Here is a 12,571-nt window from a genome sequence, read left to right as displayed (position 1 = left end):
GAAAAGGCGCGAAGCGCAGTCGCTTGCGGCATTCTAGGTGGTGGGCACGCTTCGCTTTGCCCACCCTACGGGATCGCGGAGAAAACTACTCCGCCCCCATCCCCGCACGGATCTCGGCGCGGAGCTCGTCGATCAGCTTGAGACCCTTCTTGGTCTCGACATGCCAGAAGGTCCAGCCGTTGCAGGCTTGCGCCCCCTGCGCCACCGCGCCGATGCGGTGGATCGAGCCGACCTTGTCGCCCAGCATGATGGCGCCGTCGGCGCGGACGAGTGCGCCGAGCTTCTTCTTGGCGTCGAACAGCTTTGTGCCGGGCATGATCATCCCGCGCTCGATCAGCTCGGAGAACGCGACCCGCGGCGCTTCGCGCGCGGTCATGAACGGAGCGAGGCTTTCTTCCGGCAGCGGCTCGACCGCGGCAATGCGGGCTTCGGCGGCCTTCGCGTAGGTCTTGTCGCGCTCGAAGCCGATATAGGAGCGGCCGAGACGCTTGGCGACCGCGCCGGTGGTGCCGGTGCCGTTGAAGGGATCGATCACGAGATCGCCGGGTTTCGATGACGACAGCAGCACGCGCGCGAGCAGGCCTTCCGGCTTCTGCGTCGGATGCACTTTCTTGCCGTCGGCGCCCTTGAGACGCTCCTCGCCGGTGCAGAGCGGGATCAGCCAGTCGGACCGTGCCTGCACGTCCTCGTTCGCCGCCTTCAGCGCCTCGTAGTTGAACGTGTAGCCCTTGGCTTTCTCGTCGCGCGCGGCCCAGATCATGGTCTCGTGCGCGTTGGTGAAGCGGCGGCCGCGGAAATTCGGCATCGGGTTCGACTTGCGCCAGACGATGTCGTTCAGGAGCCAGAAGCCGAGATCCTGCATGATCGCGCCGACGCGGAAGATGTTGTGATAGGAGCCGATCACCCAGATCGTCGCCGACGGCTTCATCGCGCGGCGGGCAGCAAGCAGCCAGGCGCGGGTGAAATCGTCATAGGCGGAGAACGAATCGAACTTGTCCCAGTCGTCGTTGACGGCATCGACATGGGATTCGTCGGGGCGCTTCAGATCGCCCTTGAGCTGGAGATTGTAGGGCGGATCGGCGAACACGAGGTCGACCGAACCTGCCTGAAGCTTCGACATCTCGGCGACGCAATCACCGAGGATGATGCTGTGCGAAGCGGACTCAAAATTTGTGCGGGGCGCCCTTGCAGACGCCCCGCGACGCGACACTACCATGACTCAAGAACTCTGACTCAGGCGACGCTGTCGGCGACGCGGGACCAAACAACCGACTGACCGCTACAATGGAGCGGCAAAGTAAAAATCGACTTAACCCGCCGCTTTCGTGAGCAGCTCTCGCATCGCGCATGGTGCGCGTTCCGCTCTGCGTATTCGTCGTGTTTTCCAGTGTATTTCGTATTTCTTCGCGTTGCGGGAGCAGTCGGGTCCTCAAATTTCTCTCGGAAAAAGTTGCACGACCCCGGAAAAATTGCTGGCATCGGCATGCTGTCGCACTAGGCAATTTTTGCCGACCACGATATTGATTAATGCAACGGAAATTTTACGTGTGTGGCACGTTGAGCTCTCGCGCTTTTGCGTCCAGGTTCTTGCGCCAACTGAAGGAAGCCCGCCATGCGTTACGATGACTTCCGCCGCAGCGACGACATTGAGGATCGCCGAGGCGACGGCGGCGGGATGGGCGGCGGTGGAGGCGGGTTCGGCCTGCCGATGGGCGGCGGCGGTCTAGGCATCGGCACCATCATCGTGCTCGGCCTGGTCGGCTATGCCTTCGGCATCGATCCGCGCATCCTGATCGGCGGCGCCGAGATCCTCACCGGCGGCGGCCAGGCGCCTTCCTACCAGACCGATCGTCAGTCGAGCTCGGCCAAGCGCGGCGCGCCGACCGACGAGATGGGCAGCATGATCTCCGGCATCCTCGGCGAGATCGACGACCGCTGGAGCGAGATCTTCCAGGCCAGCGGCCAGTCCTACACCGGTCCGAAGGTGGTGCTGTTCCGCAACGTCACCAATGGCGGCCGCTGCGGCCGGGCCGAGTCGGCGATGGGGCCGTTCTACTGTCCGCCGGATCGTACCATCTTCCTCGACACCAGTTTCTTCCGCGAGGTCGAGACGCGCTTCCGCGGCTGCTCCGGCAAGTCCGCCTGCAACTTCACCACCGCCTACATCATCGCGCATGAGGCCGGCCATCACATCCAGAACCTGCTCGGCATCATTCCGCGCGTGACGCGGCTGCAGCAGCAGGCCGGCAGCAAGGCCGAGGCCAATGCGCTCCAGGTGAGGGTCGAATTGCAAGCCGACTGCCTGTCCGGCGTCTGGGTCAATCGCGAGTCGAAGAAGCGTCCGAATTTCCTCGAGCCCGGTGACATCGACGCCGCGCTGACCACGGCGAGTGCGATCGGCGACGATACGTTGCAACGGCAGGCCACGGGACGCGTCGTGCCCGATTCCTTCACCCACGGCTCGGCGGCGCAACGCAAGCAGTGGTTCATGACCGGCTACCAGCAAGGCACCGTCCAGGCCTGCAACACGTTCGGCAGCGGGTCGTAGTAAGCTATTGGTGGCGTCATCCTGAGGTGCTCGCCTTTTGGCGAGCCTCGAAGGATTGGCGGAGTCCCCGGCCCATCCTTCGAGGCGCGCAAGGGCGCGCACCTCAGGATGACGGCGGTGGGCGGGATAGAAGGTGCAGCGCAATGGCCTCGATCGACGAGTCAAAACAATTCATCCCGCTCAACATCGCGGTGCTCACCGTCTCCGACACGCGCGCGCTCGCCGACGACAAATCCGGCCAGACGCTGGCCGACCGCCTCACTGCGGCGGGCCATCATCTCGCCGCGCGCGAGATCGTCACCGACGACGTCGAGGCGATCCGCGCTGTGATCCGCCGCTGGATTGCGGATACCGGCATCGACGTCGTCATCACCACCGGCGGCACCGGTTTCACCGGACGCGACGTCACGCCGGAGGCGATCGAGCCGCTGTTCGAGAAGCGCATGGACGGCTTCTCGATCGCCTTCCACATGCTGAGCCACGCCAAGATCGGGACGTCGACGATCCAGAGCCGCGCCACCGCCGGCGTCGCCGGCGCCACCTACATCTTCTGCCTGCCGGGCTCGCCCGGCGCCTGTCGCGACGGCTGGGACGGCATCCTCGCCGCCCAGCTCGACTACCGCACGCGTCCCTGCAATTTCGTCGAGATCATGCCGCGCCTGGACGAGCATCTGCGAAGGGCGAAGGCGCAGGGCGCGACGGTGTGAGGGCGTTGCTGGTGCGCGCGCATCATTCGTAAGCCAAGCACAAGGTATCGTAGGGTGGGCAAAGCGTAGCGTGCCCACGACTTCGTTTGCAATGCTGGATAGGTGGGCACGGCGCAAGAGCGCCTTGGCCCACCCTACGATTCCAGACTCGCGGAGACATACCCCTCACGCAAGTGAGCTTGCATTTGCCGGCGTCGCGGCCCTCTCCCGCAAGGGGCGAGGGCACAGCAATGCGCATCGCGCCCGCTGCGCCGGTGACTATCTCTTCAGTCCGAGCGAGCTCCACACCACGCGCCACATAGTCCGGCACGCTTCCGCGTGCAGCCGTCGTGCGCGGCGCTTGTAGAGATCGACGAGCTCTCCCGTGATGAGCGCGTGACGCCGCATCAGAGATCGCGCTCCCAGGTCTCACCGGTGAGGTTCTGGCCAAAGCTGCGGTGCGGCTCGGTGGCGGTCAGCTTGAAGCCTGCGTCCTGATAGATTTTTCGCGCGGCGACCAAATTGCTCTGCGTCCACAGTGTCATCCGCCGATAGCCGCAGGCGCGCGCGAAGGAGACGCATTCGGCGACCAGCCGTTGGCCCAGCCCCTGGCCTCGTGCGGCCGGATCGAGCAGCAAAAGGCGCAGCTTGGCGACGTCGTCGCTGGCCTTGACCAGAAACACCGAGCCGACCGGCCGGCCCTCGATGTCGGCGATCCAGCAGCGCTCGCGCGAGGCATCGTAGGAGGTCATGTATTTGGCGACGATCTCGGCGACCAGCGCCTCGAAGCCGGAGTCGAAACCGTATTCGCTGGCGTAAAGCGCGCCATGGCTCTGCACCACCCAGCCCATGTCGCCCGGGCGGGGCTCGCGCAGGGTCGCGCGCGCGGATGGCGTGCGCGGCATGGCGAGCAGCCGCTCGATCGTCTCCATCGCGCCGGTGAGCTTGCTGCGCTCCTCACCCGGCAGCGGCCGCAGCATCGCGGCGACGTCGTCCTGGGACGAGCGTTCGAGCTTGGCGAAGGCCTGGCGGCCCTTCGCGGTCAGGCTCAATTGAACCTGCCGGCGGTCGCTCGGAAGCGGCTTGCGCGCGATCAGGCCGCTTTCATCGAAGTTCTGCACGATACGGCTGAGATAGCCGGCGTCGAGCCCGAGCGCGATGCCGATCTCCTTGGCCGACTGCTCGCCACAATGGGCCAGCTCGTAGAGCACGCGCGCTTCGCTTAGCGAGAACGGGCTCTTCAGGAGCTGCTGGTCGAGCACGCCGAGCTTCTGGGTGTAGAAGCGGTTGAAGGCGCGAACCGCCTGGACCTGGTCGTCAGCGACCTGTTCGGTCGAAGCGGGGCCGGATGGCGAAGGGCTGGATGACGAAAGGGCTGATGGCATGGGTCACCTCGATACTTGCCATTGTCAAACAATTATTTGACTTTGGCAAGTATCAGATCTGCGACCTCAGCCGACCATGACGATCCGGCTGCGCAGCATGGTCCGGGACGAGCGGCCGAGCCGCCGGAGCAGCCGCGCCTCGGAACGGCGAGCCTGGGGCGGGTAGCCGCCGATCCGGTCGTAATGATCGCGGGCGATCAAAAGTCCCTGATCGCCGAGGGGGCCGACGAGCTTGCGCACCACGGCGCGGAGCATGTCGCGGAATCCGGTATCGACGTAGGGCGAGCGCGCGTAGCGGAACACCGCCGCACGATCCCGGCCGCTGGTTGCGACGGCCTGGATGAACTGGGTGGTCTCCTCGATCCAGCCGGTTTCCAGCACCGCGCCGGCGGGGAGGAACATTAGCCAGGGCGAACGGGCCTGGAGCGCGCCGGCGGCAAGCGCGGCGCCCTGCGAGGATCCCTCGAAGCCGATGAAACGGCAGCCTGCAACGTCCGCAACGCGCTCGATGACGCCGTTGCGGGTCCCGTCGACCAGCAGCACTTCGCGGATGACGCCCGCGGCGGCGCCGGGCACCAGCGCGGCGAGGGTTGCGACCGCCGTCTGCTCGACGCCGTCGGTCGGAATGATGACGCTCAGCATGATTGAGGCTTCGGTGTCCGCACTTCGGGAGAAGCGTAGCTCGTTATGATATTGTCATAAACACGCGGCATCGCCGAGTGCAACTTTTGGACGGCGCCTCGGTCCGCAAAGGTAAGCCACGGGCAGTCCATCGCACCCGAATATGTCGCGCGTGGGGTGGCGCTGTTGCCGAATGTTTCGGCGAATCTCGTTTTCGTGAGCCTCAAACGGGGCATTCTCTGCCGATATGATCGGGATGAGGACGGCACGTCCGCAAGGCTGCACCGGCAGTCTGACACAAACCTTACGACGGGAAAAACGTGCAACGCTCGCCGCGCAAAGTGAGATAGTCCAGTGAACGCAGATCAACTTGCCGTTGGCATAACGCCAACATCGCCGAAGCCGGAAGCCGCGCCGATCCTGCGGATTCGCGCCGTGATGCTGGGTGAACGCATCAATCCGTCCGGGCTTGAGCTTGGTGCGGCGGTTTCTTCGACGCCGGCCGCCTTTCGCGTCCATGCCGGCCTCGTCGTGATCTTCCGCTACGGCGTCGTGGTGCTGATCGGCCTCCTTCCCTCGGAGGAAAAGGTGCTGATCGACAGCCTGAAATCCCGCGTGACCGGCGAGCTCAGCCCCTTCGAGGAAGAGATCGCGCAGGCGCAGCTCTGCAAGGATGAAAGCACCGAAGCGATCCAGCCGGGCGGGCCGATCTGCCTCGCAAAATTCTCCGACGACCGGCTGCTGCTGATTGCGGATGCGCTCGCCAAGAGCACCTCGCTCGCCCGCGACGAGCGGCGCGTCGCCGCGGTCTTCGACGTGATCGAGCCCTTCGCGCGCAAGCTCGCCGAGCAGGGCCGCACGCCGCCCCGGCGCAAGGGCATCCTGCAACTGATCGGCAATGCGCTTCTCGTCCAGCAGCGCGTCGCCGGCCGTGTCGCGGTGGCCGAGAAACCGGACGTGCTCTGGGAGAAGCCCGAGCTCGACCGCCTCTATGCCCGTCTCGAAGACGAGTACGAATTGAAGGAGCGCCTCGACACGCTCGAGCGCAAGCTCACCGCGGTGTCGGAAACCGCCAACGCGCTCACCGACATCATCGACACCCAGCGCTCGCTGCGCCTCGAAATCGCAGTGGTGGTTCTGATCGTGATCGAGGTCGTGATCGGGTGCATCCAGATATTGTCGGGCACGCATTAGATCGGCCTGCACGCCACTGTGCGGACGGCGCGAAAAAGGAACCATTGTTCATGTAAAATGAACGTTCAGGTTTGATCCAAATCAAAGGCGCGAAGCTCCAGCGCACGAGACTTCGATCGGACCCGCGGTCAACGCGATGTGCAGGAGTCCGCGGCTTCCTCCCTCGAAGAAGGAGTACGCTGATGTTGCGTCAAGCTCTCATCGCTTCGGCAGCCGCAGCTATGCTGCTTGTCGCCTTCACTCCCGATGACGCATTCGGTCGCGGCGGTCGCGGCGGCGGCGTGCGCGCAGGAGGCTACCACGGGGGCGCGGTCGCGGCTCGTGGGTACCGGGGCGGTGCCGTCGCCGTCCGCGGCGGGCGTTACGGCTATCGGGGCGCGTATGCAGGGTATCGCGGATACCGCTACGGAGTCGGTGCGGCGGCAGTGGGGGCCGCCGCGGTCGGCGCAGCTGCGACGGGGGCCTACTACCGCAGCGGCTGCGGCTATGACGCTTACGGAAACTATGTTTGCCCGGGCGGGTACTCTCCGTACTGAGCGGAGCAACGTAGTTAGCCCATGGTGCTCGAAGCGATGGCGAAATCGTTGGCTTTGCGCACCATGGTCATTTCGACAGTGGCGCAGCAGCGCCGCGACAAGTCATAGCCCGCTGAAATTCTCCCATGGGGGAGAAGGGAAAGATGCAGCGGTCGACCGGGCTTTCATTTCGCTCGCAGCACAGCCGCGCAATGCCGAGCGATCGTCAGCTCCTCATTCGTCGGAATGACGAACACATTGACGGTGCTGCCACCGCCGCTGATCCGATCGCGTGCCGCGTCATTCGCACCCGCGTCAATATGCACGCCGAGCCACCCAAGCTGCTCACCAATCGCAGCGCGGATTTCCTTCGCATGCTCGCCGATGCCGCCGGTGAAGACCAGACAGTCCAGTCCCCCAAGCGAGGCCGCCATCACCGCAATCTCCTGCACTGTGCGGAAGACGAACAGATCGACCGCCTCGCGCGCCGCAGCCTCGCGGCTCGCAAGCAGCACCCGCATGTCTGCCGAGATCCCGGAGACGCCGAGCAGGCCGGACTCATGATAGAGGAGGTGCTGGACATCCCCGACCGACATGTTCTCGTGCTGCTGCAGATAGAGCAGCACGCCGGGATCGATCGTGCCGCTCCGGGTGCCCATCACGAGGCCATCGAGCGGCGTCAGTCCCATCGTGGTGTCGACGCTGCGGCCATCGCGCAGGGCGCACAGGCTGGCGCCATTGCCGAGATGCGCGATGACGGTGCGCTTGGCAACTAACTGTGGCGCGATTTTCGCGAGGCGCCCCGCGACATATTCGAACGAGAGGCCGTGAAAGCCGTAGCGCCGGATACCGCGCTCTTCATAGCGCCGCGGGAGCGCGAAGCGGCTCGCGGGCGCCGCCATGCTGTGATGAAAGGCGGTGTCGAAACAGGCGATCTGCGCCAGGTCGGGCTTTATTGCCCTGATGGTGCGGACTGGTTCAAGGCACCGCGGCTGGTGCAGCGGCGCCAGTGGCGTCAGTGCGTCCAGCTTTGCGTAGACGTCGTCAGTCAGCTCAACCGGGCCCGAATAATCCGGCCCGCCATGAACGATGCGGTGACCGACGGCGCGCAGGCGGTGGTCGGCAAAACGCTCCTCGATGAAGTCGAGTACGTCCGCGAACAGATGGCCGCTGTCCGCATCGGATGCTTCCCTCCGCGTCTCGAACAGGTCTCCGCCCTCAGGGCTTCTCACCACGAGCCGCGGCTTCGCCTCGTGCTCGTCGAGCAGGCCCTTGCAGACCAGGGCAGGCTCGGCCGCCGCGATGTCGAACAGGCCGAACTTGATGCTCGACGAGCCCGAGTTGAGGACGAGGACCGACGCCGTCATGACGTCAACCCGCTTTGCCCGGCCAGATCCAGTCGCGGATATCAGGCATGTCCTCGCCGTGTTCGCGCACATAGTGCGAATGTTCGATCAGCTTGTCGCGGAACTGCTGTTGCACCTGCGCGGCCCTGGTCGCCAGACCCGGCACACGCGCGATCGCCTCGATCGCGAGGTGATAGCGGTCGAGCCCGTTGAGCACGACCATGTCGAACGGCGTCGTCGTGGTGCCTTCCTCGGCGAAGCCGCGCACATGCATTCCGGCATGGTTGGTGCGGTTATAGGTGAGACGGTGGATGAGATAGGGATAGCCGTGATAGGCGAAGATCACGGGCTTGTCCGACGTGAACAGGCTGTCGAAGTCACGGTCGGGCAGGCCGTGCGGGTGCTGGTCCTTCGGCTGCAGCGTCATGAGGTCGACGACGTTGACGACGCGGATCTTCAGGTTGGGCAGCGCCTTGCGCAGCAGGTCGACGGCGGCGAGCGTCTCCAGTGTCGGCACGTCGCCGGCGCAGGCCATCACCACGTCGGGCTCGCCATCCGCATCCTCCGTGCCGGCCCAGGTCCAGATGCCGATGCCGGCATCGCAATGCGTGGCAGCGTCCTGCATCGACAGCCATTGCGGCGCCGGCTGCTTGCCGGCGACGATCACGTTGATGCGGTCGTAGGTGCGCAGGCAGTGATCGGCGACCCACAACAGCGTGTTGGCGTCGGGCGGGAAGTAGATGCGGACGATGTCGGCCTTCTTGTTGGCGACGAGATCGACGAAGCCGGGATCCTGATGGCTGAAGCCGTTATGGTCCTGCCGCCAGACATGCGAGGTCAGGAGATAGTTCAGCGAGGCGATCGGTCGCCGCCAGGGCAGATGTCGCGTCACCTTCAGCCATTTGGCGTGCTGGTTGAACATGGAATCGACGATGTGGATGAAGGCCTCGTAGCAGGAGAACAAGCCGTGCCGTCCGGTGAGCAGATAGCCCTCGAGCCAGCCCTGGCAGAGATGCTCGCTCAGAACCTCCATCACGCGGCCATCCTGGGCGAGATGCACGTCGTAAGGCTCCGTCGGCTCCATCCAGACCCGTTCGGTCGCCTCGAACACGGCATCGAGCCGGTTTGACGCGGTCTCGTCCGGGCCCATGATGCGGAAGTTGCGCGCCTCGGTGTTGAGGCGGATGACGTCGCGCAGGAATTTGCCGAGCTCGCGCGTTGCTTCGCCGGTGACGCCGCCGGGCTGCGGCACGTCCAACGCAAAACTGCGGAAGTCCGGCAGCTTCAGTTCCTTCTTCAGCAGGCCGCCATTGGCGTGCGGATTGGCGCCCATGCGGCGGATGCCTTCGGGCGCGAGAGCCTGGAGCTCGGGAATGAGCGCGCCGCCGCCGTCGAACAGCTTTTCGGGCCCGTAGCTGCGCATCCAGTCTTCGAGGATTTTCAGATGCGCCGGGTTCTCGCGACAGCTCGCAACGGGAACCTGATGCGCGCGCCAAAAGCCCTCGACCTTCTTGCCGTCGACCTCCTTCGGGCCGGTCCAGCCCTTCGGGCTGCGCAGCACGATCATCGGCCAGCGTGGCCGTTCGACGCTCTTGCGGCCGTCGCGGGCATGCTGCTGGATCGAGCGGATGCTGGCGAGCGCGACGTCGAGCGCATCCGCCATGGCCTGGTGCATCAATCTGGGATCGTCGCCCTCGACGAACAGCGGCTCGTGGCCGAACCCGCGGAACAGGTCGCGGATCTCCGCGTCGCGCATCCGTCCGAGCACGGTCGGGTTCGCGATCTTGTAACCGTTGAGGTGCAGGATCGGCAGCACGGCGCCGTCATGCGCGGGACTGAGGAACTTGTTCGAGTGCCAGGACGCCGCGAGCGGGCCGGATTCGGCCTCGCCATCGCCGACGACGCAGGCGACAATCAGATCCGGATTGTCGAATGCGGCGCCATAGGCGTGCACCAGCGCGTAGCCGAGCTCGCCGCCTTCGTGGATCGAGCCCGGCGTTTCCGGCGCCGCGTGGCTCGGAATGCCGCCGGGGAAGGAGAACTGCCTGAAAAGTTTTCGCAATCCGTCCGTATCGCGCGCGACGTCAGGATAGATCTCGCTGTAGCTGCCTTCGAGATAGGTGTTGGCCACCATGCCCGGACCGCCATGGCCGGGACCGCAGACATAGAGCACGCTGACATCGAGCGCGCGGATGACGCGGTTGAGATGGGCATAAATGAAGTTCAAACCGGGCGTCGTGCCCCAATGGCCGAGCAAGCGCGGCTTGATGTGCTCCGGCCGCAACGGCTCGCGCAGCAGCGGGTTGTCGAGCAGATAGATTTGCCCGACGGAGAGGTAATTCGCGGCGCGCCAATAGCGATCGAGCAGATCGAGATCGCTGCTCCCTGAGGCCGATTGTCGTTGATTTGTCATGTTCCTGCTGACCTTCACCCAGCGATCGTCACCAACTTTGTTCCGGTGCGATTGATCCCTGTCCGGCATCGAACCGGATCGCCGCGACTTGTGTGTTGCGCGAGGTCAAGGGACTGCGCCCGAAATTTGGGCGGCTACTGTGCATGGGGTTGTTTTTCAGTTTTTTGTTTGTGTTCTTGATTTGTTCCTTCGGCGTGCTATCTTGGCTTCATGAGTCCAGCATCCTCTCATGCTCTCAAGCACCCGCCGGTCACGGCGCCCTCCGAGCCGGCGGGTGCGGACTCTGATTTTCCGGAACTGGCGGTCGCCATCGACAAACAGCGCAGGCGAGGGCGGGGCGCCCAGTCCAATGCCAGCGGCCGCTTCGAGGCCGAGGCCCGCGTCGCCTTCGACGACGGCTGGCAGAGCCTGGAGGAACTGCCGCCGTTCAAGACCAGCGTCGGCGTCGACACCTCGCGCAAGGTGATCACCCGCAACGAATCCCCCGATATCGGCTTCGACCGCTCGATCAATCCCTATCGCGGCTGCGAGCACGGCTGTGTCTATTGTTTCGCGCGGCCGACGCACGCCTATCTCGGCCTGTCGCCGGGGCTCGACTTCGAGTCAAAGCTGTTTGCCAAGCCCGATGCGCCGGCGCTGCTCGAGAAGGAGCTGGCCGCGACCGGCTACGAGCCGCGGATGATCGCGATCGGCACCAACACCGATCCGTATCAACCGATCGAGCGCGAGCGCAAAATCATGCGCGGCATTCTCGAAGTGCTGGAGCGCGCCGGCCATCCCGTCGGCATCGTCACCAAGTCGGCGCTGGTGGTGCGCGACATCGACATTCTCGCGCGGATGGCCAAGCGCAATCTCGCCAAGGTCGCGATCTCGGTGACGTCGCTCGATCCGAAACTGGCGCGCACCATGGAGCCGCGCGCGGCGACGCCGCCGAAGCGGCTGGAGGCGCTGAAGCAGCTCTCGGAGGCCGGCATTCCGACCACCGTGATGGTCGCGCCGGTGATCCCCGCGCTGAACGATTCCGAGATCGAGCGCATTCTCGATGCCGCCGCCCATGCCGGCGTCAAGGAAGCCTCCTACGTGCTGTTGCGGCTGCCGCTGGAGGTTCGCGATCTCTTCCGCGAATGGCTGATGGCCAATTATCCGGACCGCTACCGCCACGTCTTCACCCTGATCCGCGACATGCGCGGCGGCCGCGACTACGACGCGAAATGGGGCGAGCGGATGAAGGGCACCGGACCGATGGCCTGGACCATCGGTCGCCGCTTCGAGATCGCCTGCGACAGGCTTGGGTTGAACAAGCGGCGCTCCAAGCTGACGACGGATCACTTTGCGAGGCCGAAGCGGAACGGCGATCAACTCAGCCTGTTCTGATCGGGAAACGGACGAGGCGTAGCATGAGCCAGGAACTTGCCGCGCCGGTGCCGCGGCTCACCGTCATCACACTGGGTGTGAGCGACATTCGTGCCAGCATCGCCTTCTATGACGCGCTCGGCTTCGCGCGTCGGCTGAAGGCGACCGGCGAGGCCGTCGCCTTCTACGATACCGGTGGTCCGGTGCTGGCCCTGTTTCACTGGGATAAACTCGCGGCCGACGCCAAGTTGCCGGACAATCCGAGGCCGGCGACCTTCCGCGGCATGACGCTCGCCTGGAACTGCGCCACGCGCGACGAGGTCGATGCGGTTCTGGCCTTCGCTGTCGGCAAGGGCGCGGCGCTGCTGAAAGCGGGGCATGAGACCGACTACGGCGGTTATTCCGGCTATTTCGCCGACCCCGACAGCCATCCCTGGGAGGTCGTGGTCGCGCCGGGCATCGAGGTCGGTGAGGACCGGCGGGTGCATCTGGCGGAGTAGGCGGCTGGTC

10 protein-coding genes are annotated in these 12,571 nt (G+C 65.0%); 5 read left to right on the top strand and 5 right to left on the bottom strand.

Going from position 1 to position 12,571, the window contains the following annotated elements:
• Positions 1 to 85: 85 nt before the first annotated feature.
• Positions 86 to 1,216: a site-specific DNA-methyltransferase gene (locus BJ6T_RS35225; protein ID WP_028150731.1), complete on the bottom strand. Its 1,131-nt coding sequence runs from the start codon at positions 1,214 to 1,216 to the stop codon at positions 86 to 88.
• Between the two features lie 396 nt (positions 1,217 to 1,612).
• On the opposite strand from BJ6T_RS35225, the gene ypfJ reads away from it, so the two are divergent.
• Both ypfJ and moaB read left to right on the top strand, forming a co-directional pair.
• Positions 1,613 to 2,548: a KPN_02809 family neutral zinc metallopeptidase gene (ypfJ, locus tag BJ6T_RS35220; protein ID WP_014497361.1), complete on the top strand. Its 936-nt coding sequence runs from the start codon at positions 1,613 to 1,615 to the stop codon at positions 2,546 to 2,548.
• A gap of 143 nt (positions 2,549 to 2,691) precedes the next feature.
• Positions 2,692 to 3,255, top strand: coding sequence for a molybdenum cofactor biosynthesis protein B (gene moaB, locus BJ6T_RS35215; RefSeq protein ID WP_014497360.1), 564 nt, complete (start codon positions 2,692 to 2,694; stop codon positions 3,253 to 3,255).
• A gap of 386 nt (positions 3,256 to 3,641) precedes the next feature.
• On the opposite strand, the gene BJ6T_RS35210 is transcribed toward moaB, so the two are convergent.
• Both BJ6T_RS35210 and BJ6T_RS35205 read right to left on the bottom strand, forming a co-directional pair.
• The gene (locus BJ6T_RS35210; protein ID WP_014497359.1) at positions 3,642 to 4,619 is read right to left on the bottom strand and encodes a bifunctional helix-turn-helix transcriptional regulator/GNAT family N-acetyltransferase; all 978 of its coding nucleotides are present in this window, start codon (positions 4,617 to 4,619) and stop codon (positions 3,642 to 3,644) included.
• A gap of 66 nt (positions 4,620 to 4,685) precedes the next feature.
• Entirely contained in the window at positions 4,686 to 5,261 is a 576-nt protein-coding gene (locus BJ6T_RS35205; RefSeq protein WP_014497358.1) for a glycosyltransferase family protein, read from the bottom strand.
• Positions 5,262 to 5,594: 333 nt separating this feature from the next.
• On the opposite strand from BJ6T_RS35205, the gene BJ6T_RS35200 reads away from it, so the two are divergent.
• Positions 5,595 to 6,434, top strand: coding sequence for an RMD1 family protein (locus tag BJ6T_RS35200; protein ID WP_028170139.1), 840 nt, complete (start codon positions 5,595 to 5,597; stop codon positions 6,432 to 6,434).
• A gap of 700 nt (positions 6,435 to 7,134) precedes the next feature.
• Here BJ6T_RS35200 and BJ6T_RS35195 read toward each other — a convergent pair.
• Together BJ6T_RS35195 and BJ6T_RS35190 are read right to left on the bottom strand one after the other, a co-directional pair.
• Positions 7,135 to 8,316 carry an acetate/propionate family kinase gene (locus BJ6T_RS35195; RefSeq protein ID WP_014497355.1) on the bottom strand — a complete coding sequence of 394 codons (1,182 nt, stop codon included), beginning with the start codon at positions 8,314 to 8,316 and terminating at the stop codon, positions 7,135 to 7,137.
• A gap of 4 nt (positions 8,317 to 8,320) precedes the next feature.
• Positions 8,321 to 10,708, bottom strand: a complete 2,388-nt coding sequence (locus tag BJ6T_RS35190) for a phosphoketolase family protein (RefSeq protein WP_014497354.1) — start codon at positions 10,706 to 10,708, stop codon at positions 8,321 to 8,323.
• A 210-nt stretch (positions 10,709 to 10,918) separates the two neighbouring features.
• On the opposite strand from BJ6T_RS35190, the gene BJ6T_RS35185 reads away from it, so the two are divergent.
• Both BJ6T_RS35185 and BJ6T_RS35180 read left to right on the top strand, forming a co-directional pair.
• Positions 10,919 to 12,082 (top strand): PA0069 family radical SAM protein, encoded by a 1,164-nt coding sequence (locus tag BJ6T_RS35185; protein WP_014497353.1) that lies wholly within the window; start codon positions 10,919 to 10,921, stop codon positions 12,080 to 12,082.
• A gap of 23 nt (positions 12,083 to 12,105) precedes the next feature.
• The gene (locus tag BJ6T_RS35180; RefSeq protein ID WP_014497352.1) at positions 12,106 to 12,561 is read left to right on the top strand and encodes a VOC family protein; all 456 of its coding nucleotides are present in this window, start codon (positions 12,106 to 12,108) and stop codon (positions 12,559 to 12,561) included.
• Positions 12,562 to 12,571: the final 10 nt, after the last annotated feature.

Source organism: Bradyrhizobium japonicum USDA 6, from assembly GCF_000284375.1.
Classification (GTDB): domain Bacteria; phylum Pseudomonadota; class Alphaproteobacteria; order Rhizobiales; family Xanthobacteraceae; genus Bradyrhizobium; species Bradyrhizobium japonicum.
Note: the sequence above shows the minus strand (reverse complement) of the source record. Positions and strands in the feature narration are given on the sequence as shown.

Excerpts from the sequence above, each read along its gene's own strand:
- BJ6T_RS35180 (WP_014497352.1), top strand. The coding sequence starts at position 12,106 with ATGAGCCAGGAACTTGCCGCGCCGGTGCCGCGGCTCACCGTCATCACA.
- moaB (WP_014497360.1), top strand. The coding sequence starts at position 2,692 with ATGGCCTCGATCGACGAGTCAAAACAATTCATCCCGCTCAACATCGCG.
- BJ6T_RS35205 (WP_014497358.1), bottom strand. The coding sequence starts at position 5,261 with ATGCTGAGCGTCATCATTCCGACCGACGGCGTCGAGCAGACGGCGGTC.
- BJ6T_RS35225 (WP_028150731.1), bottom strand. The coding sequence starts at position 1,216 with ATGGTAGTGTCGCGTCGCGGGGCGTCTGCAAGGGCGCCCCGCACAAAT.
- BJ6T_RS35195 (WP_014497355.1), bottom strand. The coding sequence starts at position 8,316 with ATGACGGCGTCGGTCCTCGTCCTCAACTCGGGCTCGTCGAGCATCAAG.
- BJ6T_RS35190 (WP_014497354.1), bottom strand. The coding sequence starts at position 10,708 with ATGACAAATCAACGACAATCGGCCTCAGGGAGCAGCGATCTCGATCTG.
- BJ6T_RS35210 (WP_014497359.1), bottom strand. The coding sequence starts at position 4,619 with ATGCCATCAGCCCTTTCGTCATCCAGCCCTTCGCCATCCGGCCCCGCT.
- BJ6T_RS35185 (WP_014497353.1), top strand. The coding sequence starts at position 10,919 with ATGAGTCCAGCATCCTCTCATGCTCTCAAGCACCCGCCGGTCACGGCG.
- ypfJ (WP_014497361.1), top strand. The coding sequence starts at position 1,613 with ATGCGTTACGATGACTTCCGCCGCAGCGACGACATTGAGGATCGCCGA.